This window comes from Mycoplasmopsis agalactiae 14628, from assembly GCF_000266865.1.
In the GTDB taxonomy this organism is placed as follows: Bacteria; Bacillota_I; Bacilli_A; order Mycoplasmatales; family Metamycoplasmataceae; genus Mycoplasmopsis; species Mycoplasmopsis agalactiae_A.
Map to the genome: position 1 here is coordinate 347,235 of NZ_AJPR01000011.1, position 25,584 is coordinate 372,818.

The 25,584-nt window shown below is 29.6% G+C and carries 19 protein-coding genes and 1 riboswitch; of the genes, 8 read left to right on the plus strand and 11 right to left on the minus strand.

Annotated elements, in window-relative coordinates:
* Positions 1 to 82: 82 nt before the first annotated feature.
* From MAGB_RS03580 to MAGB_RS03600, 5 genes are all read right to left on the minus strand, one after another.
* Positions 83 to 868 carry a Nif3-like dinuclear metal center hexameric protein gene (locus MAGB_RS03580; RefSeq protein ID WP_004024420.1) on the minus strand — a complete coding sequence of 262 codons (786 nt, stop codon included), beginning with the start codon at positions 866 to 868 and terminating at the stop codon, positions 83 to 85.
* A gap of 5 nt (positions 869 to 873) precedes the next feature.
* Positions 874 to 2,403, minus strand: a complete 1,530-nt coding sequence (locus tag MAGB_RS03585; RefSeq protein WP_004024421.1) for an RNA polymerase sigma factor — start codon at positions 2,401 to 2,403, stop codon at positions 874 to 876.
* Positions 2,396 to 4,333 carry a DNA primase gene (gene dnaG / locus MAGB_RS03590; protein ID WP_004024422.1) on the minus strand — a complete coding sequence of 646 codons (1,938 nt, stop codon included), beginning with the start codon at positions 4,331 to 4,333 and terminating at the stop codon, positions 2,396 to 2,398. Before dnaG ends, MAGB_RS03585 begins: the two co-directional genes overlap by 8 nt.
* A gap of 41 nt (positions 4,334 to 4,374) precedes the next feature.
* Complete coding sequence (locus tag MAGB_RS03595; RefSeq protein ID WP_004024423.1) at positions 4,375 to 5,751, minus strand: glycine--tRNA ligase; 1,377 nt, start codon at positions 5,749 to 5,751, stop codon at positions 4,375 to 4,377.
* A gap of 113 nt (positions 5,752 to 5,864) precedes the next feature.
* Entirely contained in the window at positions 5,865 to 7,664 is a 1,800-nt protein-coding gene (locus MAGB_RS03600) for an MAG3090 family protein (protein WP_004024424.1), read from the minus strand.
* Between the two features lie 298 nt (positions 7,665 to 7,962).
* Positions 7,963 to 8,064: riboswitch (TPP riboswitch) on the plus strand.
* Between the two features lie 35 nt (positions 8,065 to 8,099).
* Here MAGB_RS03600 and cypl point away from each other — a divergent pair.
* From cypl to MAGB_RS03615, 3 genes are read left to right on the plus strand one after another with little or no spacing between them, the layout of a single operon-like run.
* The gene (gene cypl / locus MAGB_RS03605) at positions 8,100 to 9,482 is read left to right on the plus strand and encodes an ABC transporter thiamine pyrophosphate-binding lipoprotein p37/Cypl (protein ID WP_004024425.1); all 1,383 of its coding nucleotides are present in this window, start codon (positions 8,100 to 8,102) and stop codon (positions 9,480 to 9,482) included.
* Positions 9,482 to 10,393 (plus strand): ATP-binding cassette domain-containing protein, encoded by a 912-nt coding sequence (locus MAGB_RS03610; RefSeq protein ID WP_004024426.1) that lies wholly within the window; start codon positions 9,482 to 9,484, stop codon positions 10,391 to 10,393. Before cypl ends, MAGB_RS03610 begins: the two co-directional genes overlap by 1 nt.
* Positions 10,357 to 12,108, plus strand: a complete 1,752-nt coding sequence (locus tag MAGB_RS03615; RefSeq protein ID WP_004024427.1) for an ABC transporter permease subunit — start codon at positions 10,357 to 10,359, stop codon at positions 12,106 to 12,108. Before MAGB_RS03610 ends, MAGB_RS03615 begins: the two co-directional genes overlap by 37 nt.
* A gap of 64 nt (positions 12,109 to 12,172) precedes the next feature.
* On the opposite strand, the gene MAGB_RS03620 is transcribed toward MAGB_RS03615, so the two are convergent.
* Together MAGB_RS03620 and secA are read right to left on the minus strand one after the other, a co-directional pair.
* The gene (locus tag MAGB_RS03620) at positions 12,173 to 12,418 is read right to left on the minus strand and encodes a DUF2188 domain-containing protein (RefSeq protein ID WP_004024428.1); all 246 of its coding nucleotides are present in this window, start codon (positions 12,416 to 12,418) and stop codon (positions 12,173 to 12,175) included.
* A 91-nt stretch (positions 12,419 to 12,509) separates the two neighbouring features.
* Positions 12,510 to 15,023 (minus strand): preprotein translocase subunit SecA, encoded by a 2,514-nt coding sequence (gene secA, locus MAGB_RS03625; RefSeq protein ID WP_004024429.1) that lies wholly within the window; start codon positions 15,021 to 15,023, stop codon positions 12,510 to 12,512.
* Positions 15,024 to 15,260: 237 nt separating this feature from the next.
* On the opposite strand from secA, the gene MAGB_RS03630 reads away from it, so the two are divergent.
* A complete protein-coding gene (locus tag MAGB_RS03630; protein ID WP_268869545.1) occupies positions 15,261 to 16,313 on the plus strand; it encodes a zinc-dependent alcohol dehydrogenase family protein in 1,053 nt (350 codons plus the stop codon).
* Between the two features lie 146 nt (positions 16,314 to 16,459).
* Here MAGB_RS03630 and topA read toward each other — a convergent pair whose 3' ends face one another.
* Positions 16,460 to 18,313, minus strand: a complete 1,854-nt coding sequence (topA, locus tag MAGB_RS03635; RefSeq protein ID WP_004024431.1) for a type I DNA topoisomerase — start codon at positions 18,311 to 18,313, stop codon at positions 16,460 to 16,462.
* Positions 18,314 to 18,666: 353 nt separating this feature from the next.
* Here topA and rpsF point away from each other — a divergent pair, with 353 nt between their 5' ends.
* From rpsF to rpsR, 3 genes are read left to right on the plus strand one after another with little or no spacing between them, the layout of a single operon-like run.
* Entirely contained in the window at positions 18,667 to 19,104 is a 438-nt protein-coding gene (gene rpsF, locus MAGB_RS03640) for a 30S ribosomal protein S6 (protein WP_004024432.1), read from the plus strand.
* Between the two features lie 37 nt (positions 19,105 to 19,141).
* Complete coding sequence (locus MAGB_RS03645) at positions 19,142 to 19,540, plus strand: single-stranded DNA-binding protein (RefSeq protein WP_004024433.1); 399 nt, start codon at positions 19,142 to 19,144, stop codon at positions 19,538 to 19,540.
* 18 nt (positions 19,541 to 19,558) lie between these two features.
* Entirely contained in the window at positions 19,559 to 19,882 is a 324-nt protein-coding gene (rpsR, locus tag MAGB_RS03650) for a 30S ribosomal protein S18 (RefSeq protein ID WP_004024434.1), read from the plus strand.
* 118 nt (positions 19,883 to 20,000) lie between these two features.
* Here rpsR and whiA read toward each other — a convergent pair whose 3' ends face one another.
* The 3 genes from whiA to MAGB_RS03665 form a co-directional block, all read right to left on the minus strand.
* Positions 20,001 to 20,822, minus strand: a complete 822-nt coding sequence (gene whiA / locus MAGB_RS03655; RefSeq protein WP_004024435.1) for a DNA-binding protein WhiA — start codon at positions 20,820 to 20,822, stop codon at positions 20,001 to 20,003.
* Between the two features lie 90 nt (positions 20,823 to 20,912).
* A complete protein-coding gene (locus MAGB_RS03660) occupies positions 20,913 to 22,100 on the minus strand; it encodes a phosphopentomutase (protein WP_004024436.1) in 1,188 nt (395 codons plus the stop codon).
* A gap of 129 nt (positions 22,101 to 22,229) precedes the next feature.
* Positions 22,230 to 23,480, minus strand: a complete 1,251-nt coding sequence (locus tag MAGB_RS03665) for an MAG2810 family protein (RefSeq protein WP_004024437.1) — start codon at positions 23,478 to 23,480, stop codon at positions 22,230 to 22,232.
* A 137-nt stretch (positions 23,481 to 23,617) separates the two neighbouring features.
* Between MAGB_RS03665 and ligA the strand changes: the two genes are divergently transcribed.
* The gene (gene ligA, locus MAGB_RS03670) at positions 23,618 to 25,582 is read left to right on the plus strand and encodes an NAD-dependent DNA ligase LigA (RefSeq protein ID WP_004024438.1); all 1,965 of its coding nucleotides are present in this window, start codon (positions 23,618 to 23,620) and stop codon (positions 25,580 to 25,582) included.
* The last annotated feature ends 2 nt before the right edge of the window (positions 25,583 to 25,584 follow it).

The following is a 25,584-nucleotide window of genomic DNA, read 5'->3' on the forward strand; positions in this document are numbered from 1 at the left end:
AAATTTTAAACTTTATTTAATACTTAAAATTAAATATGAAAAAATAATATGTAAATATGCAAAAAAATATAAAAAATAGAGCCTATAAATTTCTATAAGGCTCGCTTTTTATTTCTTCTAATGTAATTGCAACATCTTTAAAATTGTTACTTAATTGCTTATGGATATCATAAATAAATGCTTGTTCATCTAAATGGCTTATTTCTAGTAAAGGAATGCTAAGTTCTTTGTATGTTAGCCAGTCACTTCATTTAATATCACTTGTGATAATTAAATCATATGTACTATCAACTTTATTTATTTCACTTATTGAACCTGAACCTGAAAAAATTGCGATATTTTTAATAATTTTACTCTTTGCATCTTCAAAATCAATATTAGTGCGCATTTGATGTAGGTTTAATTTTTGGTTGATAAGTAAAACTAATTCTTTTAATGTAAAATTAACATTTTTAATTGCTATAGGATAGTTTGAATTTTCAAAATGGGCTATATTTTGCTCTAATTCAAGCATTTTTGCAATTTGAAAACTGGTGCCAAATTTATGATTGTCATAATTAGTGTGCAGGCATAAAACATTAATACGTTTTTGTTTAAGAGTTTGTAAAATCTGCTTTTTATAAGGAGCATATATGAACTCTTCTTCTCAGGTTTTATAAAACTTAAATGGATGATGGGTAATAATTAAATTTGAATTTGAGTGTAGTGCTTTTTTTAATACTTGGGAAGTTAAATCAAGTGCAATTATGATGCCACTTAGTTTCTCACTAAGATTAAATTTTAGTGATCAGCCAGCAGGATCTCATTCTTCCTTATTTTCCAAAGGATACTGTTTTATAAGGTAATTCGTAATTTTTCTTATTTGCATTTACTCTATTCCATGAACACTTTTAAGTATCTGCTTCTTTCAGGGCTACTCTTAAGTTTTCTTAAAATTTTGTTTTCAATTTGTCTAATTCTTTCTTTAGAAACATTTCTTTCTAAAGCAAGTTCTTCTAATGAAAACACTTTGTATTTTTCACCGTTATTATCAAAACCAACGCCATATCTTTTGCAAATTAATTCATATTCATCTGCATCAAGTGTGTCTTTTAATATTGCATTTAAAGTTTCAACTAACTCTTCATGAGAAGCGTAATCAACAGGGTTTACAACACTTTCATCTTTAACAAAGTCACTAAATGATGAGTCATTTTCTTTTCCTATTTGCTTATCTAAAGAAATAGGGTCGATATTAATTTTTCTAATGTGTCTAACCTTTTCAGCAGTAAAATCATTGCCATATCTTTGCGCAATTTCTTCATCAGTTGGATCAACACCATTTTCTTGTTGTAACTCACGCTCAATTTTTGTTATTTTGTTAATTGTTTCCACCATATGAACAGGCACACGGACAGTTCTAGACTGATCAGCTACAGCTCTAGTAATTGCTTGACGGATTCATCAAGTTGCATAGGTTGAAAACTTAAAACCTTTATTTACATTGTACTTTTGTACAGCCTTAATAATTCCCGAGTTACCTTCAGAAATTAAGTCAATAAAGCTTAAGCCTCTGTTTTTGTATTTTTTGGCATTATTAATAACTAAACGCAAGTTTCTTTTAATTAGCTTATCTCTAGCTCTTTTGCCTCTAAAACCACCTTTATCCATTTCAGTAGCTAGCTCAAATTCTTCTTCAGGTTGTAATAATTTACCATATTTACCAATTCAACGCATGTATCACTTAACAATGTCATTTGTTTCAGTAAGCTTATTTTTAAGGTCTTCTTTTTTAACTGATAAATTAGCACTAAGGTCAATTTCTTCAGCTGAGAAATCTTCTAACTCCAGAGTATCTAAACTAAGTTTATTTTTAGGTTTTCTACCTCTTTTACCTTTAGTAGCATTTTGGTCATTATCGCCTGTTTTATAGGTTATTTCGTCTTCTTCATCATCTTCATCATAACTTGAGTCATGATAATCATCATCCATTAGCATAAAGTCTTCAGACTCTTCTTCATATGAATCATACGAATTATCGCTGTAGTTGCCAATTAATTTTGAATACTCTGAATCGTCTTCTAAATCTTCAGTATCGCTAGATTTAACTTGCATTTTGTTATCTAAGCCGTCATCATATCCTTTTGATTCATCAAGCTTATTCATAGACTTTTCGGCATCAACTTCATCCATGATGTCATCACTATTAACAAATGAAGCATCACCATCGTCAAAGTCATCTGCAAGAATATTTTCTTCTAAAAGAAGTTCTAACATAATGTCCATATCATCATCAGGAACTTCTACTTTAATTGAATCTAAGTACTCATAAACTTCTTCTTGAGTTAAAGTACTTTTGCCTAAATTTTTAAGGTGTGACTTTATTAATTTAACTGTCGCCTTTAGTTCACTTTTTTTACTCATTCTGCTCCTCATCATCCATTTTTAATTTGTTTTGCCTTTGTTTTTCTAAAATTTCCTTCACTATTTTGTCATTTGTAAATATACCTGACCCATTAGCCCCTAGATCATTAACAATATAGTGGTTGTATCTTTTTAGATCATCATCCCTAGCTCTTTTATAAATTTCTGCAAAATCATTTTCTAATTGCGCTATGTCCTTACTATCAAAATTTAATTTGCTTATAAATAAGTCTTTACCTTCTTCGGTAAATTTTTTAATTATGTTTTTCGCTTCATATTCATCAATTTTTATGTGATTAATTAACTTTTTGTAAATGACTTTAAGATCCTTGTTAAATTCTAAGGCACTTGAATTAAGCTCAATTGATTCAAATGGCTCCTTAGAATAATTTTTGTAAAAAAATTCTTGTAAATTAGGATAGTGAAGCAAAATTAGCAACATTTTTTCAATTCAATTTTGCTTATGTTCCTGTTTTACAGGCTTATAAAGCTTAGGGCTGCTAAAATTTGGCAGCTCACTAAAACTTTGACTATCTACAATATCATCGTAGTAAAACGAATCATTAAATTCATAAGATTCATCATAATTATTTAAATTTACATTATTGAAAGTGTCAAAATCATTATTAAAACTTTTGCCTTTGTCGATTATAAAGTTAATATCTCTATTGTATTCTTTTTTTAATTTTTCATTAAAAACTGATGCAGCATTTTGCGACAAGTATGCTCAAAAAGGATAAAATTCGGTACCAAATTTTTGAAACTGCATTTCATTAACATTGATTATGTTAAAACCGTCATAAAGACCAAATTTTAAGCGCAAGTAATCATATACAAAATATATGTATAAACCTGCATCGTTAATTAAACTTTTAACAGAATCGGCACCATAGGTATTTAGTAGCTCATCAGGGTCAAGTTTACTATTGCTTTTTACAACATAAATGTTAGTGTAATTATTTTGCAATAGCGTTTTAATAGTTTTAAAAGTTGACTCTTGCCCTGCATTATCGCCATCTAAAAATAAAATTATTTTTTTAAATTTTTGCAACTTATAAACATGTTCTATTGTTAAGGCTGTTCCCATTAAGCAAACTGCTTCATTAATGTTGCATTTATTTAGAGCAATAACGTCGAAAAAGCCTTCTGTAATGACAATTTGGTTAAAATTGTTTTCTTGATAAACATTGTTTAAGTTATACAAAATGCTTGATTTTTTAAAATAATTATTGTCCGAACTATTTATGTATTTTGGCTTAGAATCATCTAAGGCTCTTGCACTAAAACCAACTATTTGATTTTGTTCATTTCTGATACCAAAAGTAATTCTGTTTTTGAAAAACTCTTCTTTAGTATTAAGTGAAATTAGTGAAGCATTTGACAAAATGCTTATTTCATTTTCTATTTCAGCAGCAAAAACTTCTTTAAAACGCATCACAGGTGCATAGCCAATGTCATATTTGTTGCAGTCATTGTAACTTAAGTTACGTTTTTTTAAAAATGCCTGAATTATAGGGTTATTTGACTTAATAAGTTCGGATTTATAAAATGAATTTGCTTTATCAAGTGCTTCATAAACCTTAATATCAGTTTGACTTAATTTATTTTGGCTATCACTTTCATATGTGTTTTCAGAAAAGTCAAAGTCAATACCAGCTTTGTTAGCTAAATATTTTAATGATTCAATGTAGCTTCATTTTTTAAAAAGTTTTAAAAAAGTAAGCGCATTGCCACCAGTATTGCACACAAAACATTTAAATATCTGTCTACGTGTGTCAATACTCATTGATGGATTTGTGTCGTTATGAAAAGGACAAAGAGCAACGTAAGATTGCCCTTTTTTTCTTAATTCAATAAAGTCTCTAAGAACATCAACAATGTCATTTGATGCAATAATATTGGTGGCAATTTCATTTGAAACTCTTGACATTGTTGTGTATTGTCCTTTCTTAATTATTTTACTTATAGGGCTTATTTAAAAGTTTTTTGGGCAAATTCATATAAGTTGGAAATGCTAATTCTTTCTTGAGACATGCTGTCTCTATTTCTAATAGTTATGCATTCATCATTTAATGAATCGTAATCAATTGTGATGCAATAAGGTGTACCAATTGAATCTTGACGTCTGTATCTTTTGCCAATTGAACCGGCATCATCATAAGTGATTGGAATATTAAATTTAAGTAGTTGCTTATAGATTTCTTCAGCTTTTTCATTTAGTTTTTTAACTAAAGGTAAAATTGCAAATTTATATGGCGCAACTGAATTTGGCATTTTTAAAACAACTCTAGTGTCATTTTCTGAAACTAACTCCTCATCATATGAATCAATTAATAAAGCAAGCATTAATCTGTCTAAACCCATAGATGGTTCGATAACATAAGGAATCAATTTTGCATTAGATAAAGGATCGAAGTATTCTAAACTTTCACCAGTAGCTTGCATATGTGCTTTTAGGTCAAAATCTGTTCTGTTAGCAACCCCGAGTAATTCACCTCAGCCAAAAGGGAACAAGTATTCAATATCACTTGTAGCACTTGAATAATGGCTTAATTCATCTTGCTCATGGGCTCTAATTCTGATATTTTCATCCTTAATTCCAACTAGGTTTGCAAAAGTTTTGCACTTATTTAAGTATTTGTCAAAGATTGATTCTGAATCTTTTGGATCATGAAAGACTTCTAGCTCCATTTGTTCAAATTCTCTAGTTCTAAAAATAAAATTGCCTGGTGTTACTTCATTTCTAAAACTTTTGCCTACTTGGCCAATGCCGATTGGAAGTTTTGCTCTAGTGCTTCTTAAAACATTTTTAAAATTGACAAAAATACCTTGAGCAGTTTCAGGTCTTAAGTAAATTAAGCTCTTCTCGCCCTCAATAATTCCTTGTTTTGTTTCAAACATTAAGTTAAACTTACGTATTTCACTTCAAGAGCATTTAGAATTGTCATATTCATTTACATTTTTAACTAAATATTCATGCATTTGTGCAAAACTCATTGCTTCAGGATTTAATGTTGAATCAATTTCTTGAATAATTTTGTCAGCCCTATATCTTTTGCCATTAATTTTATTTTCAATTAAAGGGTCATTAAAATTAGAAACGTGTCCTGAAGTTACTCATACCTTAGGATTCATTAATATTTTAGAATCGATTAGGAAGTTATTGTGCTCACTATATATAAATTCTTTTTTTCACAAATCCTTGATATTTTCTTTTAAAAGCGAACCAAGTGGCCCATAGTCTCAGGTATTAGCTAATCCGCCATAAATTTCACTGCCTTGAAACACGAAACCAGTTGCTTTTAGGTGATTTATGATGCTAGCCATATTTTTGTCATTATTATTCATATTTCCCAAATTTCCTACATATAAATTTAAGTATTATTAATAATACTTATTTATTTTGAAAAAAGAAATACAAAAAACAACAATTATTAAAATTATTGTTTATTTGCTAATGTTTATAAGCTTTTGAAGATTTTAACATCAGTTGTTAAGTGGACAATACCTAAAATTGAAATAGTTATTATTGCTATTATTAATAAAACTAATAATGTTACAGCAGCAATGAATAAAACATTCTTTTTAGCAACTGTGCCTTTTTCTTTAGATTCTTCTTGTACTAATATTTGTTCTTCTGCTGGAAGGGTGTAATCTTCTATAGCAACACTTGGAGCAACACGATCTTCATAGAAGTATGGTTGATTTTCAACTGCTAAAGGCGCCTCATCAACTGGCATTGCTTCTTCCATCATAGCAGGTTGAGCAGCCATTTCTGGTTCTTTAACTTCTTCAGTAGGCATAGGCTCAGCCATCATTGCTACTGGTGCAGCTTCTTTTTTTGCTTCTTGAGAATCTTCTTTAACTAAGCTATATTGAATAATTGTAGCTTCTTTAGTTTCAGCAGCTTCAGCAGGCATAACTTCTGCTTCTGCTTTTTCTTCAGTAGCAACAGTTTGCATTGGCTCTTGCACTGCTTCAGGCTTAGCTAGTTCATAGTAAATTAATGTTGGATTCTTAACTTCCTTGCTTTCGCTAGCTTCTTTTTTGAATTCAACACTCTTAGTTTCAACAACATCTTCTTTATCGTCTGCTAATTCAATTTCACTAGTTTGCTCTAATCCTGGTTGGAAAGTAACAATTTTATTATTGTCGCCTGCATCAATTAAAGTAACTAAGTATTTTGAACGCTCAACTAAATATGGAATTGAATAAGTGTATTCACTTACAGGCACAAAGCCTACGTGCATAAATTCAACTAAAACAAATGACAATTCTCAGCTTACTGAAATTAATTTACTTTCAGCACCTTTATAAAATGCTCTGTTAGCATATGAATCATCCAATTCTTCGCTTGGTTCTAGTTTTGAAAGCAACTCAATAGAAATTGTTTTAAATTCATCATGCAATATAGTAATTAATCTTAGTCCTTTATCGCTCATTCTAGCTTTTTTATAGGCAATTGAGCTATCGAAGTCACTAAAGCTTTTCTTAATTCTATTAAAGTCTTCTCAGCTTATTTTCTTGCTATTTAAACCTTCTATAACTTTTTTAATTTTTTCATTATAAAGGGCTGTAGCACCAAAAATATCAGAACCTTTTAATTCTATAAATTGCACATATTTAACTTCTTGACGAGCTAATGTATTTTGTTTTAGTAAGTTAATTTTGTTTGATATTTCTTTAAGCTCTAATTCTTTTTTAGCTAATTCTTCTCTAGATTGCTTTAGCTCTTCAGACATATGTTCATCTGTAGAATTTATTTGCTCTTGCAATGATAAAATTTTGGTTTCGTATTGTACTTTGATGTGTTCAATGTCAACTAAATCTTTACGTTTTCTTTTTGAAATTTCCAAGTTTAATGGGAAGTATGTAGCAGGATCTGAGATTAAAATAAAATCCTCGCCTTCAATCATTTTCTTGCCCTTTTTAATTTCGGCGTCTCTATCACGCTTGTAATTGTATGGATTTATTCCTAATTCATGGCAAACACCATCATAAGTTGCTTCACCGTCAAAGTCTTTAGTTTTGATGTAGTAGTATCATTCGCCATCTTCATAATCAATTGTTAATTGACCAGCGAAAATTCTTTGATTGTCTTGGAATCAAACTGCTGTTTCATAATCTAAGAGCATATACCAATTCAAAGCATCTTCACGTGTTTTAAACTTTGCTAGGCCTTTTTTTACTTTAGGGTGTTTCAATAATCAAGGGAATTTACTATCTTGTTTAAATTCATAAGTACAATTAAGTCTTTTCATAATGTTGTTGCTCCTCGATTTAATCTCAACTAAATAAAAAAATATATGTTTTCTCTAATTATAGCAAAATGCCGCATTTTTTATCATTTTAGTGAATATATTTTCATCTTTTATGCCTGTTTTAAAGACGTTAAGAAAAACAAAAGGCTGTTGTTTTGCTTTTTGTTGCTTAATTTTAAGACAGAATGCTTAGTTTATGCAAATATGCCTATAAAACAGGCATAAAAAGAAATTTTTGCCATTATTTTATTTTTCATATTTTTGCCATTTGTATTTAAATTCTAAATTTATATTAAAATATTTATATACAGGGTGCCTGAATTATTAATCTATAATGGCTGAGAATATACCTATAAGCTGATCTAGGTAATGCTAGCGTAGCACATAAACGAATGTATATTCGAAAAATCTCCCTGTATTTAAGGAGATTTTTATATGAAGAAAATAAATTTATTAGCTAAGTTAGGTGGTTTTGCATTTTTAGCTGCAACACCTTTAGTAGCTGCTAGATGTGGTGGTGGATCGCCATATCAAAATAATGCAGCTAATGAAGCTGCTGCTAATGAAAAAATAGAAGATATTGTTTCTAAATGAGATTCAACAATATCAATAACAAATGGTTGAGTTAATAAAGGTTTTCAAGGTACAAAATTAGAAACTGATTTTTTAGAATTGTTAAGCAAAAGATTTAATGAGCTTAAAAATAAAGATTCTAAAACCAAAGATTTGCCTGAAGTTAAATTTGTTATTAAAGTAGATGGTGATGGATCATACTACACTAAGTTAACAGCTGACAACAAAGAAAATGACTTATACATTGCAAACTATACTGAATATGTAAATGAACTATGAAAAGATGGCAAATTCAATCCTGAATTTGCACCTAAAATAGTTTCACAAGCAAGTACATTGCAATTCACATGAGGTGCTGGTGATAATGATGTGTATGTTGACGGTTCTTCAAAAGACAAATTACGTGTTCATGCAGATCAAAACAACATCAAATGAACTAAAGAAATTGGCAAAGAATATCCAGAATGATCTGAAGTAACTGGCGAAGGCAAAAAACTTCATTTTGATGGTTCAAAATACACTAACTTCTACAAAAAAGACAAAGTTACTTATGTTTATCATGGAGCTATCTATATCTCAGGTAATAAAGCAACTAGAGATGCAATAGTTAAAGCATGAGAAGAAAAGAAATGAGAAGATTTCTACAAACATGTAATAAGTTACAAGAAAACTTCTAGTGCTGGTAAATACAAATATCAAGCAGCTCTTTTAGCACGTCACTTTGGCAAAGATTTAGCAGAAATTAACAAGTTCTTACAAGAAAATCAAGACTATGTTGTTAGAGGTAAAAGTGCTGGCGATTCTTTAGGAAAAGAAACCCAAGACAAAGATACCAATAAGAAATTGACACCACACATTAGCTTTGGCGATGAAGGTGAATACAACTGAACATTTTCAGAAAAAACAGGTGACAATGCCGGTCAATTTAAACCAACTAATTTCAAAGAAGGAAAATCATATGAAGATGCTGAAAATGATGTTGTTAGAGTGCTAACTTTAACTAACCCAGCACCATATGATATGGTTTTAGGTAGAACAGGTTTATCACAAACACAAGTTAACTTGATTTCTAAAGCATTACAATCATTATCATTAGAAGAAAACCAATACGGTATTTACACAGGTTACAACAAATTCCAACCAATAAACATGGAATTGTTAGAAACACTAACTAAGTTCCAAGTTCGTGCTGAATCAAAACAAGACTTTGATAAATTATCAGTTGTTAGTCCTAGCGCGAAATAATGTCTAAAGTTATTGAATTAAAAGGAATTTACGCTAAGTATAATAAGAAAAGCGACTACATACTTGAAGATCTAAATTTAGATGTTGATAAAGGCGAGTTTATAGCTATAATCGGGCCAAGTGGTGTAGGCAAAAGTACACTTTTTAAGGTTATAGTTAATGCCCTTGAAATATCAAAGGGCAGTGTTAGACTTTTTGGCCAAAACATCTATAAAACAGACAAAAAAGACAGTAATTTAATAGAAAATAAGTCTGATGAAGCACACAAAAATATAGAGAATGAACATATTTCATGTTGAACTTTTGCTTATAAAAATAATGAGCAAAGTCCTGCAAGAGAACTAGCGAAAAAGCAATGCTGTAAGAATAAAAAAATATCTTACAAAAAGCAAAAGAAAAGTATTATGTCAAGAATTGGCTTTTTAACACAAAAGCCCAATTTGATAAATACTGAAAATGTTTATAACAATATAACTAGATCAATTTCTCAATACAAAAATTGATTTTATAAATTGTTTAGCATAATTACTAAAGAGCAAAAAATTAATATATTCACTAAGCTAGATGAATTAGGAATTTTAGATAAAGCATTTTACAAAGTTAGCGATCTTAGTGGTGGGCAACAACAAAGAGTTGAAATTGCTAAATTATTAGTTAAAAATGTAGACTTAATTTTAGCTGATGAGCCTACTTCAAACCTTGATAGACTAACTAGTTTAGAAGTTTTATCACTGCTAAGAGAAATAGCTAATCAAGGAAAAACTATTATTGTTAACATTCATGACTTAAGTTTAGTCAAAGAAAATTTTGACAGAGTTATTGCTATTAAAAACAAGACAATTGTATTTGATAAAAAAACTAAAGATGTTGAGCAATGAGAACTCAATTCAATAATTGAAACAAAGATTTAGTTAAAGAATCAACATTTTTTAAATACAGATATGTAAATAAAAAATCAAATACGTCAACAAGCTGAAAGTTACATCCAATTTACTTTCACATCTTGTTTATAGCCATTTTGGCAATTTGCATATATTCCGTTTATGCCTTATCTGGCAGAATCAAATTTTCTAACTTGCATGATGTTGGCGAGAAATTAAAACGTTTATTTTCTTTTGGAAATAAATATACTGAAAGAACCGGAAGGTTCGATGGTAAGTTTGAAAACTTGTTGCTTGAAACAATGAAGGTGCTTTGAGTAACTATTAAGTTAGCACTTACAGGAACTTTCATTGGCTTTGTGATGGCACTAGTTACCGCTTATTTCTCTTTTGCTACACCAACAAATAAATACAGCGCTTTTTTAGTGTTTGTCATTATGCTAATTTTGCGTTCTATTCCAGAATTAGTCTTTATTCAGATCTTTATTCTTAGCATTCAAAACGAGCTAAGCTTACTGTTAGTTTACATATGATTTACATGACTATGGTTGCATAAGTATTATGAAGAATTACTTGTTTCTGTTGATTTAGAAGCTTATAAAATTTCTCTTATGCAAGGTAACTCAAAAACAAAAGCTTTTTTTAAAGAAATTTATCCAAGAGTTAAAAACAGAATAATTGCATTGTTTATCTTTTCATTCGAATCCAACATGAGATGAGCATCAATTTTAGGTGCTCTTACTCTTCCTGGTATTGGTAAGTTAATTTACTATGCATCACACAACATTACATACTTCAATGAATTAGGTATTCCACTTTTAGTGCTAATGGTATTTGTTTTACTATTAGAAGTACTTAATTATGTTTTCAAGCGGTTTTTATTTGAAGCTAGAACAAAAGTTATTTTGCCTAAAAAAAATGAAGACAAAATTTCATATTACAATAGACTTTCTAAAAAAATCAACGTCCGCAGAGCAATAATTGTTTTGATTTTTATGCTTTTTGCAGTTGTTTCAATCACAACATTTGCCACAACACGCATAAAAATTCATAACTTAGATGCAACTAAAAAGTTTTTTGAGCAAATATTTAACCCTGACTTTTCACATTTTAGTTTTAAAAGTGCTGATGTCAATCATAATCCAATATTACTTATTTGAAACTCATTACAATTTTCTTTCGCTTCCCTATTCATTTGTATTGTTCTGACACTCATTGCTATTAGACTTCAGTCTTTAAATCTAAACAGGTTATATGTTGCTGCAACAGCACGCTCATTAAATGTTTTAGTAAGATTAATCCCAACAACAGTTTTGTTTTATACATTTTTTAATATTTTTCCTAGCCCTATAACGTTATTAATGATAGTTGTTGGAATTCACCAAATGTGTTCTAAATCGAAGCAATTAACTGAGGTTGTTGATAATTTAGACATTGAAGCAATTAATAATATGCGGATGCAAGGTTATACCAATAATCAAATTTTTCTTAAATATGTCCTTCCTGCAATAAAAGTAGACTTTCTTTCAATGACAATTTTCTACTTTGAGCTTATTTTCAGAAATTCAATCACTTATTATGTTTTAGCAAGTCAAGAGTTACACATAGGAAGAAATATAAGCAGGTATCTAGACACAAGATTATATAGACCTAGAGTTGCTCTTTCATATGTATGACTAAGCTGCTTTTCAATACTTTTAATCAACATAATTGGTAGACTAGTTATCAAACGAGTTAAAAAATAAAGAGACACCAAAAGTGTCTCTTTGTTTTTTTATTGCTGTTTTATAGTGCTTTTAGTCAAAAACTCTATTTTGATTTTGCTTTATTTTTATTATTGATGCTGGCTCTAACTTCGCCGGTTGTTCTATGAATTAAAACTGAACCACTGTTTCTTTTTGATAATTCATTAGCATAATCAATTGCTTCTTTTTGAGTATTAAAAATTTTAGTGGCACGAAGGGCGCCTGAGCCTTTAACTTGTCAAACATCGCCTTTAGGAGTTACATGTCAAACAGTTACTTTTTTCTCATTTTTCTTATCTAAAGCGCTCATATGTCTCCTTATATGTATGCAATTAAATTATATTTCATTATTTCATTTTAGGCCTAAAATATAAGGATAAACATTAAATTTGGCCATAAATTTACTCATTATTTGCTTCTTGATTATCACTTATATTTTGTGCAATTTGTGACTTAACATTTTTGTACATGTTGACAATGAACTCTTCTCTTTCATCATCAGACATTTCATCTAAAATTAGATTATCAATTAGCTGTCTAAAAATAGGATCATTTTCCATTTCGCTTGTTATTAAGCTCTCAGAACCAAGGCGGTCTTTAAAGATCTCAGTCATTGTGTCATATGCAATGTTACTTAACATTTCATCAAACTTTTTGCTTCCTTCTTGCGTATACACTTGGTAAGGATTTTTTTGCGCATATTGCACTAAATTAGTGTGAGATCTAAGTTTATCCATTGTGTCAATATGATTTTGTCAATATTTATCAATTATTCTAAGTACAATGCTTTTTTCATATCATCTTACATAAGCTAAGTCAGTGTTATCTAGTGCTTTATCTCTTCATTTATGATAGCTAGCAATTAAAAAGTCGCTGACATACTGTAATAAATCATTGTCGTGCAAGTCTTTTATATCTTCATATAAAAGTTTAGTTCTGATACCCTTGCCTAATATTGTTTCATTAATATACTCAATAAAGTCATGGTACTTAAAAATATTACCCTTGTCTTTAAATTTAGGCATATTAGTAATCATGTTAGCCGTACTTTTAATCATTCTGTTGATAACAAACTCAACGTCGTCATTAATTAAAATTAAGTCTCTTTGTGCATAAAATAAATCTCTTTGTTGACGAATAACATCATCATAGTGCAATACGTTTTTACGCGTGTCATAGTTAAAGCCCTCAATTTTTTTCTGAGCTTCTTGAAAACCATATAAAAGAGATTTTGTAGTTACCTCTTTGTCGCCATCTTTTTTAAATTGTTCTTTAAATTCTTCGTAGTTAGAAAATCTACGCATAAGTTGATCATCAATTGAAAGATAAAACTTAGATACACCTGGATCACCTTGACGTCCAGAACGACCACGAAGCTGGTTGTCAATTCTTCTACTTTCAGCTTTATCAGTGCCAAGTACATATAGCCCACCTAAAGCAAGTGCTTCAGCACTAGGCTTAATGTCAGTTCCTCTACCAGCCATATTAGTAGCAATAGTAACAGCTTTAACTTGACCAGCATGTGAAATAATTTCAGCTTCAGAAGCATTTTGCTTAGCATTAAGCACTGTATGAGGAATTTCAGCATTAACTAATAATTCATGCAATAATTCAGAATCCTCAATTTGAGCAGTACCAACTAAAACAGGTTGGCCATTTTCATATAACTCTTTAACTTTATCAACAACAGCCATTCATTTAGCTTGGTATGTAGCATAAATAGAATCTTTTAAATCTTGCCTAATTACAGGCTTATTAGTCGGAACAACATTTACTCTCATGTTGTAAATGTCGATAAATTCTTGCTCCTCAGTTTTAGCTGTACCAGTCATACCGCAAAGCTTATCAAACATACGGAAAAAATTTTGATAAGTTATAGTAGCCATTGTTTTAGTCTCGGGCTCAATTTCAACCATTTCTTTAGCTTGAATAGCTTGTTGCAAGCCTTCACTATATGATCTTCCTTCCATAATCCGGCCAGTAAAAGCATCAACTAATTCAATTTTGCCATCTCTAACAATGTATTCAACATTAATTTTCATAACTTTATGAGCTCTAAGTGCATTTTGAATTCTATGCACTATTTCCGAGTTTTTAATGTCATATAAATTATCAAAGTTGAAGAATCTATTAGCTTTTTGCACTCCATTAAAAGTAAGAGAGATAGCTTTAGTTTCTTCATCTATTTCATAGTCATTTTCGTCAAGTGTTCTGACAAATTGATCAGAAGCTAAATAAACATTTGAATCTTCAGATTGGCCACCTGAAATAATTAAAGGAGTCTTAGCTTCATCAATCAAAATCGAATCAGCTTCGTCAGTTAAACAAAAGTGTAAGCCCCTTTGCACTTTTTCCTCAATGCTAGAAGCCATATTATCTCTTAAGTAGTCAAAACCTAGCTCAGAGTGAATTGAGTATGTAATGTCACAAGCATAAGCTTCCCTTTTTAAACTAGGATCCATTTGTGCCCGATTAATGCCAACACTAAGTCCCAAGAATGCAAAAACTTGCCCCATTTCTTCGGCATCACGTTGTGCTAAGTATTCATTAACTGTTGAAACAATAGCGCCTTTACCGCTAAGTGCATTTAAATAAACTGGCGCTATTGATGTAATTGTTTTACCTTCACCAGTTTTCATCTCGGCAATTGAACCTAAATCTAGTAAAACTCCACCAAGCATTTGCACATCATAAGGTCTTTTGCCTAAAACTCTTTTAGTAGCTTCCCTGCAGACTGCAAAAGCTTCAGGTCTAATTTTTTCTAACGATTCGCCTTCAGCTAACCTAGCTCTGTATTGTATTGTTTTGTTTTTTAATTCTTCATCACTTAATTTAGAAATAAGAGGCTCAAATTGATTAATTTTTTTAAGCACTCTTTCAGCAATTCTCATTTCAGTAGACTTAAATAGATTCATACTCATAATAATAGTAATTTTATACTAATATAAAGAATTACTATTTATATTAAAGCTTTAAACATATTTTTAATATTAATATTTAATTTAAATTACCGCTATATTACGCTTTGCTTTTGAAGTAGAAAAGTTTTATGCAATTTTCCACTAAAATGACCAAAAGTGGCTATTCAATGGCAAATATGGCGCAAAAAATGTATCATAATTACAAACAATTATTTTAGAGGTTATTTAATTATGAAAATGAAAGCTTTAGTTTATCATGGCGATCACAAGATTGCCTTAGAAACTGTTGATAGGCCAATTATTCAAAAGCCAACAGATGCAATAGTGAAAGTGACTAAAACAACTATTTGTGGTACAGACTTAGGTATATATAAAGGTAAAAATCCTGAAGTTGCTGATGGTAGAATTTTAGGACATGAAGGCATTGGAATTGTTGAAGAAGTAGGTTCAAGCGTTTCAAATGTTAAAGTAGGAGACAAAGTTTTAATTGGTTGTGTTACACCTTGTGGTAAATGTGACAATTGTAGAAAACAATTATATTCACACTGTAGAGAAACTGAAGGTGGTTGAAAATTCGGTTATATGATTAATGGAACACAGGCTGAATATGTAAGGGTTCCATTTGCTGATAATAGTTTATATAAATATCCTGAATCAATTTCTGATGAAGTGGCTGTTATGTTATCTGATGCACTTCCAACAGGCCATGAAATTGGTGTGCAATATGGCGCTGTTACTCCAGGTAAATCAGTAGCGATTGTTGGAGCCGGCCCAGTTGGTATGGGTGCATTATTAACAGCTCAGTTATATTCACCAGCTCACTTAATTGTGATTGATTTTGATAAAAATCGTTTAGAAATGGCTAAAAAATTAGGCGCAACTCACACATTAGTTCCTGATGAATCATTATTAGCTAAATTACAAGAAATTGTAGGATCTGATGGTGTTGACGTAGCTATTGAGGCAGTTGGTGTACCTGCATCATGAGATACATGCCAAAAAATTGTTAAAGCTGGCGGAAACATTTCAGTAGTTGGGGTTCATGGCAAAAAAGTTGACTTCAACGTGCAAGATTTATGAATTAAAAACATTACAGTTACAACCGGATTAGTAAACACAAACACACTTCCAATGTTAATTAATGCAGTTTCAACAGGAAAATTACCTGTGCAAGGGTTAATTACTCACAGATTTAACTTATCTGATATGATGAGCGCATATGACACTTTCTTAAACGCATCTGATAACAAGGCAATGAAAATTTTCATTGATGCAACAAAATAAGTTTTACTTTTCGCCTTATTAATTTTTAAGCTAATTAAAAGGTTATTCAAAAACTCACAGGCCTTATCTGTGAGTTTTATTATAAAAATTTAGAAGCCCTATAAACCTATAAAACAGGCAAGCAAGGAAAATTGATTTGCTTTATATTATTTAGTTTTCTTTCTAAAAAATTTCTTTTTATTGCTTCCATCACCATAACTTTTTGTAAAGTTACACTTAGGAAAATTATCGCAAGCGATGAATTTATCCCCCCTTTTATTTCTTCTGATAACTAAATTACCATTATCATTAGGACAAGATTCATCAACCTTTTGCAAGCTCATTGATGTATGATCTAAGTTTTGAGAAGCGCTTTCATAGTTGTTTTTAAATTTATTATAAAAGTCTTCCATTACAGGAGCAACAGCTATTTTATTAGTCGCAATAAGGTCTAATTGATTTTCAACTTCAGCTGTATAGCCTTCATTAATAATATCTGGAAAGCCTTGAATTAATTTCTCTAAAATTAATTTACCAAAATCAGTAGGTACTAATGCAGAATTTTCAGACCTTACATATTCTCTATTTAGAATAATTTTGACAGTTGTAGCAAATGTTGAAGGACGGCCAACTTTTATATCATCTAGTTTTTCAATTAATGAACCTTCAGAATACCTTGCAGGTGGTTTAGTTTCTTTTCCTTCAATTACAAATTCTCTAACATTGACCAATTGCCCTATTTTATAGTCAGGATCGACATTTTCATTCATTTCACCTTTAACTATATAATATCCATCAAAAAGTACTCAACTTACATTTAGTCGAAATTCTAATTTATCTTTAGCAAACTTATATGTCTTATTAGCTCTAAGTGGTGGAGTTATTAAACACATAAGTGTATGTTCATAAATTAATTTATATATTTGATAATCATAATTATTCAAATCATACTTATTTTTAGCTTCATCAGGTAATAGTGTTATATCAGTAGGCCTAATAGCTTCATGGGCGTCTTGGTCACCTTTAAAACCTTTGACCTTATCTAAAACATATTCGTCACCATACTTAATTGAAATATAGTTTTTAGTTGCATTAACAAAAGTATGGCTTAATCTAGTACTGTCAGTACGTGGGTAACTAATTAAACCACCATCACCAAAACCTTCATAAAGTCTTTGTAATGAAGCTTGAGTAATAGATGAGCTAAATGGACTCTTTTTATATAAAGCTGCTTGTTTAAAAGGGGTAAGTGCTGGCAATGTTTTCTTAGATTCTTTTATATCTTTAACTACTAAAATATTACTTGGCAGAATATCAATACTCTTTTTAACAGTCTCTAACTCTTCAGGAAATACTCATGTTTTTTCAGCAGCGCTATGCTTAGGCATATAAATTGATGCTGCTAGTTGATCAGAAATCAAAGCTTCAACTGAATAATAGCCTCTAGGCACAAAATTTTCAATTTCTTTTTCTCTGTCAACTACCAATTTAAGTGCAATTGACTGTACTCTACCAGCTGAAGGAGTAGCTGGAGAATTAGATAATTTTCTTTGCATTAATTGGCTTAATCTAAAACCAATTATTCTATCTAGCATTCTTCTTGTTTTTTGAGCATCAATTAAATTTTGGTCTAATTTAGTTGGATTTTCAACTGAATATAAAATAGCATCCTTAGTTATTTCATTGTATTTAATTCTGGCAAATTTGCCTTCTTTACACTTTAAATACTTAACTAAATGATCACCAATAGCTTCGCCTTCACGATCAGGGTCAGTTGCTATATAAACAAAATCAGCATCTTTTACAGCAGCTTTTAGTTGCTTAACAACTTCTTTTTTAGCTGGATCAATCTCGAACTCAGGCTCTCATTTATTCATGTCGATGCCTAAGCCCATTGATCCTTTTTTGCTTAATCTTGCAATATGGCCGACTGAAGCCATTACATTATAATTTTCTCCAAGATATTTTTTTATAGTCTCCACTTTATTTGGGGATTCAACAATTACCAATTTATAACTCATAATTATGGAAAGTATATACTTTAAAATTTCATATAAAATTAAAAATTTAATATCATATTTCTTATTTATTAATATATTAATAAATCAAATGTGGAAAAAATTTTTTCCATAGGTTTAAGAAGGTGATATCAAAATTAATTTTATTTTGGCTGGTATTAATTGCCTTTTAAAGCTATAAAACAGCCTTTTTGGTCAATTTAACAATAAAATAAATATGCTTATGTAAAAATATTTTTCTTATATAATTAACAATGAGTATTTTATATAGACTAAATAACTTTTTCTTAAGTTATTTTTCAAATACTCCTTGATCATAGGTTATGATCCAGACGTCCAAAAGGAGATTTTTATTAATGAATAAGTATGAAATTATGTTAATTATTGATCCAGCAATTGACATGGCGATGGCTAATGAAATTGTTGAATCAGTTTTTGACAAAAAAAACATAAATAAAGTAGTTAAATTAGAAAATTCTACTTTAGCTTACCCAATTAACAAATCATCAAAAGCTCAATATGTAGTTTATACACTTGAAGCTAAAAGTGAATTAATTGCTGAATTTACTCGTAGAGCAAATATTGCTAAATTCATTTGAAGACAAATGGTTATAAATTTAGATTCTGAAAAAGGTTTTCAAAGATCTAAAAAAGCATTTAAACACAGAATTGCTAAAGACGCTAAAGTTGCTAACAAAGGTACAGGCGTTAAACAATTAATTGAAAACTTAGAAAAAACAATGTCACACAAAGCAAAGCATAGTTTTAAAAAAGAAGTTAAGAAAAGTAACTAACTATTTTTAAATTCATTTCAAAAGTTGGAGATAAATAATGAATAAGGTTTTATTAGTTGGCAGAATAGCTAGCTATATTAAGTTAGGTAAAATGCAAAATGGAGCTAGTTCAATTAAGACTTCAATAGCTGTAAAAAAGCCTAATAATCCAAATAATGATGCTGAGTTTATTGACATTATTGCAAAAGAAAATATTGCTGACTTTATTGCTAAAAACGTTTCTAAAGGAACATTAGTATCTTTAGAAGGCTACTTAAGTCTTTACAGATTTAAAAATAAAGCAGGAATGCCAGTAAAACTAACCTATGTAAATGTTCAAGAAATTACTGTGCTTTCAAAAAGCAATAAAAATATTGCTGAAAATTCTAAATTAGATAGTGCACATGTAACTTTGGATAAAGATATCCCAACTGCTGAATCAATTATTGAAGACTAAATTAATAGGAGAATAACAATGGCTAATTTTAAAAAAGTTAAAAAAGGCAGAAACTTAAGACGTAAGTGTGAATTGTGTGAAACAAACATTGAATATGTTGACTACAAAAATGTTGAATTTATAACAAAATTTATTTCAGGTATTGGCCAAATCAAACCTCATGTTTCAACAGGAACATGCGCTAGACACCAAAGAAAAGTTGCTAATGCTATTAAAAGAGCACGTTTTATGGCTTTAATTCCTTATACAAAGGATAAAATTCGTGTATTAGCACCTGCTGCTTTAGCAAATGCAACTCAACCAGCTGCTGAAAAAGTTAGAAAAGAAGCTGTAGCCGCTTAATAGCAATAAAAAAATCTAAAATCGCCGCAAGGCGATTTTTTAGTTTACTTTTTTAAAAAAAGTAATAAACAACAGTATTTATTCATAAACAAAAATTTTCTAAATTTGACCACTTTCTTTATTTTTGTACAACTAGATTTTCTAATTTTTTTAACCAGTGATATATACCGCTTTTTGTGATCTCCTTATTTTCCTTTAAGGAGTATAAATAAGCTATAGAAGACAAACTTTCATTCGGATTTTCTTTAATAAGATTAAAAAGTTTTAGCTGCTCATTGCTAAAGTTATTTTCAAGCTTTAGCTCATACATTAAGTTGATATTTTTAATGTATTTGATATTTGCATTTACTATTTTATTTATATTTGAAGCATCAATGTTTCTTAATCTATTAGTGTTATTAAAAAAGTCTCTACTTATAGTATTATCCATAAAATTAAAAAATGAAGTAGTGACCGAAATAGCTTTTAAAAAATCACTTATTTTCTCATGTTTTTTAATGTAAGCTATAAATTTTTTATTGTGTTTAATTTTGACAAAATTAAAGTCATATTCATTTAGTTTATTGATTATAACATCAATGAATTGCTCGTAATTTGAGGCAATTTGCAAGTGGTATGAAGAGTTATTAAGGTTGCTAATTGAGCCATTGCCAACAAAAACACCTTGAAAAAATGATGAAGGATAGCTAAATTCTTCAACTAACGAAAAATCATTTTTGTTTATTAAAACAACCGAATTTTTATTTTGGTATTGTATGCCAATTTTATTTAAGCTCTTTAAAACAGTGCTTTTGGTCAAATTATCATAAATTCTAAGCTTGATAATGTCATCTTCAATAATGCATTTTGAATATATATAACCTCTTAAAAATTCACTTGCATCATCATTATTTCTTTTTTTATTTAATATTTCAAGCTTAATCTCTTTAGTAAAATTCATCAAAAACACCTGCTTTAAAACTAATGTATAAATAATTATAAAAAAAGCAAAAGAATTTTACATAAAATTACCTTTGCTTTATTTTGTCTATTAAACTAATTTATCAAAAATATCTTCACCTGTTAATGAAACAGTTTCAACTCCAAAATTACGAGCTACAATGTTTCCAGTAGTACCTAAACCAGTAACATCATTTAAAACTCTTGGCTCTTTAAACATTTTTGAATAAATAGTTAAAGGTAGCATTTCACGTGTGTGGTTAAAGCCTGGATAAGCAGGATCATTGCCGTGGTCACTTGTCATAATTAACAAGTCATCTTTTTTCATCACTTGTATTAGTTTGCCAAGTTTTGAATCTAGTGTAGCTACATTTGATGCAAATCCATCAACATCTCTACGGTGGCCATAGTGTGAGTCAAATTGCACTAGGTTTACAAAAATAAATTTATTTTCTTCATCTAATTGAGCAAGCTCAATAGCTTTATCCATGCCATCAGCATCACCACTAGAGTGAATTGCTCTAGAAATTCCTTGGCCAACAAAAATATCGTTTATTTTACCTATAGCAACAACTTCAATTCCTGCTTCTTGCAATTTATTTAAGATCATTGGTTCAGGCGCATTTGCATAGTCATGTCTGTTAAATGTTCTAGTATATTTTCCATTTTCGCCAACAAAAGGACGAACTATAATTCTACCAACGTTTCACTCAGGTTTAGATGAACAAATTTCTCTAGCTGCCTTACCATATTTGTATAAGTTTTCTAAACCAATTCACTCTTCATGAGCAGCAATTTGAAGTACTGAATCGTTTGATGTATAAACAATTATGCTACCATTTTGCTTTTGTTCTTCAGCATATTGATCAATGATTTCAGTACCTGAACCAGCTTTATTGCAAATTATTTTTCTGTTATCAAAAGCTTTTTCCAATTCAGCGATTAAGTCTGCTGGAAAGCCTGTTTCGGTAAATGTAGGGAAAGGCACTTCGGTTTTAATTCCCATCATTTCTCAGTGACCTGCTAATGTATCTTTAGCATTTGAAACTTCTTGAATTCTTGATACATAAGCAAGTGGACTTTTAATGTGGTAATTTCCTTCTAATTGTGCAACATTACCAATACCTAATTTTTTTCATGTGTCAATGAAAAACATTGAACTAAGTGATGCTGAATATAATGTATTTGCTCCTGCATCACCGAATTTTTTTTGATCTTTATCTGGTCCAATGCCTAAACCATCAGTAACTATCATGAAAACTCTTTTAAATTTAGCCATTTCGCTCCTAATTAACCTATTTTAATGTATTAAAAGTACAACAAATTATAAACTATTGTGTATTACTTATATTATAGACTTTTAGCTGGCTTTGCTTGTGTGTTTAATAAAAAAATAGCACTAGGCTATTTAGTTTGATAATTCTTCTTTTGCTTCATTTTCATTTATAGAAACTACATTGTCATAGCCAAAAGGAGCTAAAAACATTAATGAAAGGTAAACTAAGTAAAATTCATCTAAAATTTTATTAACAATTAATTCAGTTACCATTTCTTTATTTAATGTAGGTGTTTTGAAGTATAAATCTAACAGTTGAGCAGGAGTTTTGAACCAAATAAAAGCTTCTTGGTTTTTAATTAAGATTGCTAAATCTTTGTCAAAAGATTTATCTTTACGGCTGTTTTTAAGGCTTATAGAGCTATTTATCGCAATACTGTCAAATTCATTTTTTAAGTCATTAAGGTATGATAAATTGTTTGTATCACTTGCTCATTTTTGCATTAATGAAGGCTCTTCTGAATTAATGTTTAGCATTGAAAATTCATCTTTTACTTCAACTTTTTTAAAGCCTTCAGGAGTGTAGTTACTTAGTTCATCAAAAAGTGTCACACTAACATTTTTGTTTAAATTTAGTAATTTAGCTGCAATACCAAAGTAAAGTTTGTTTTCTATTTTTTGGATTTTATCTTTATAAATAAGTGATTTAGCGCTCTTTAATTTCTTTATTTCTCTGTTGCTTAAATCATTGAGCTTAATTCACTCTTCACTTCTAAATTCAATATTTTGCATCCTAATAAGTTGCTTATTTGAAATAGCTTCATACATTTCATATTTATTGTTGATGATATTAAACTTGCTTAAGTTCTTAAAATTAGATGTGTTTTTAAAGAAACTAATATTTCCAAAATTAACTATTTTATTGCCATTTTCGTCATTTTGGTATCTTGGTTTTAGTCCAATATAATCAAGTAAATGGTCGGTTAATTCTCTGTTATTAACACTTGCCACAATATCCTTTTTTAAAAACGCTCTAGCATTAAATACTATTGGATAAAGAATACATCAAGCAACTAAAAATACAAAAGATAAGCTATAAAGTGAAGCTAGTAAAGGGCGAAAATGGTCAGGATTTAGTAGCCAACTATTGCCAGTTTTAAAAATAACTACAAAAGATATTGCAACTGATGAAAGCAGTAGAATGGCCGCAATAATAAATAGTGGAATACATACATAAGCCCCCACTGTTGCAAGGTTAATTTTTCTACTATTTTTCTTTTCAGCATAATATTCATTCAATTTAGCTTTAACAATTCCTTTAACAGGAGCATATTGTTGATGATTAAATTTTTCTCTTGAAAGTATTAAATTAAAATTACTCATAAGTCCCCCTTTTTGTTAAATTATTAATAAGCAAAGATATTAAAATTATATATTTATAATTCAAAATCTATTAATTAAATACAATATTTAAAGACATATAGAATACTTTAAAAAACAAATTTATTTTGGGGGAAATGATGCAAAAAGAAGAAGCAAAAGAGTTAATTAAGTCACTAGTTGAAAGAATAAATCAATGAAATTATGAATATTATCAATTAAATAAACCTAGTGTTTCCGACTTAGAGTATGATAAAGCTTTATTAGAATTAGAAAAGTTAGAAAAAGAACATCCTGATTTAATTCTTGATAATAGCCCAACTTTTAGAATCGGCTCTTTTGCTTCTGAAAAATTTACTAAATTTGTGCACCAAAAACCTATGCTATCTTTAGCTAAAGCCTATAACTATGATGATATCAATAGCTTTATAAACAACATTTCAAAAATTGTTCCTACTGAAAACATAAATTTTAATATTGAACCTAAAATTGATGGTCTAAGTATCGCCTTGCACTATAAACAAGGAAAATTGGTCAAAGCAGCTACAAGAGGCGATGGCTCTGAAGGCGAAGATGTTACTGAAAATATTTACCAAATTAAGTCAATTCCTAAGCTTATTAATTACTTTAATGATCTAGAAGTAAGGGGTGAAGTTTTTATTACTAAAGATAACTTTAAAAAAATAAATGAAAGTAATAATTTTGCTAATGCTAGAAATGCTGCTAGTGGAACTTTGAGACAACTAGATGCTAATATTGTTGCTGAAAGAAATCTTAGTGCATTTTTATATGAAATAGTTGAACCTGAGAAGCATGGCATTTATTATCAACATGAAGCGCTTGAGTTTATGAAAAATTTAAATTTCCCAACTAATCCTTTTTCAAAAGTAGTTGAGATTGAAGAATTAGAAGAATCTATTAGTGATTTTGCTGAAATAAAAAACAAATTAGACTATGACGCAGATGGATTAGTCATTAAGCTTAATGATTTACAAATGTGGGATAAATTGGGCAAAACTTCCAAGTTTCCAAAACATTCAATTGCTTTTAAATATGATGTTGAAGTAGCTTCAAGCAAAATAACTGGCATATTAACTTCAGTTGGTAGAACTGGAAAAATTACTTATATCGCAAACATTTTGCCTGTGTTATTAAATCAAACCACAGTCAAAGCTGCCACTTTGCATAATCATAATTTTATTAAGGATATGAACATTAATATTAATGATGAAGTTAATATTATAAAAGCAGGTGAAATCATACCTAAAGTTATAAGCCTAAAAGAAGAAAAAAATTACGTAGATTACTATAAAAAAGCCACAAACTGTCCTTCTTGTGGCTCACAATTAATGGAATTTGAAGGCATTGTTGATCAGTTTTGTCCTAATGATGAGTGTCCTGATAAAAATATTAATAATATTTATCATTTTGCTTCTAGAAACTGTCTTAATATTGTAGGCTTAGGGCTAAGTACTGTTAAAGATTTCTATCCTAAATTTATAAAAAATATTAAAGATATTTTTGACTTACATAAGTATAGAGCAGAGCTAATTAAACTCCCAAGATATAGAGACTTAAAGGTTGACAATATTTTAAATAGTATTGAGAGTGCAAAAAATAAAAAAATTAGCAAAGTTATATTTGCTTTAGGCATTAAGCATATAGGTCAAAGAGCTGCTAAATTAATTGCTGATAATTATGCTAATTTTGCAGAGTTACTAGACGATCATAATTTAATAAAGCTACAAAATACTAAAAATATTGGACCGAAAATAATTGAGAGCTTACTTGAGTTTATTTCGGTCCCTTCAAACCAAGACTTATTAACTTTTTTTGATACAACCTTTAATTATGAAGGCAAAACAAAAGCTATTAGCACTATTTTAAGTGGTTACTCTTTTGTTATAACTGGAGTCTTATCTGAGCCAAGAAGCCACTTTGTGAAATTAATAGAAGAGCACAGTGGAACCGTTTCCAGTGCAATATCAAGCAAAACTAGCTATTTATTAGCTGGTTCGGATGCAGGCAGTAAGTTAGAAAAAGCCTATAAAACAGGCACAAAAGTCATAAATGAAGAACAATTTTATGATCTTATAAAACAGTAATT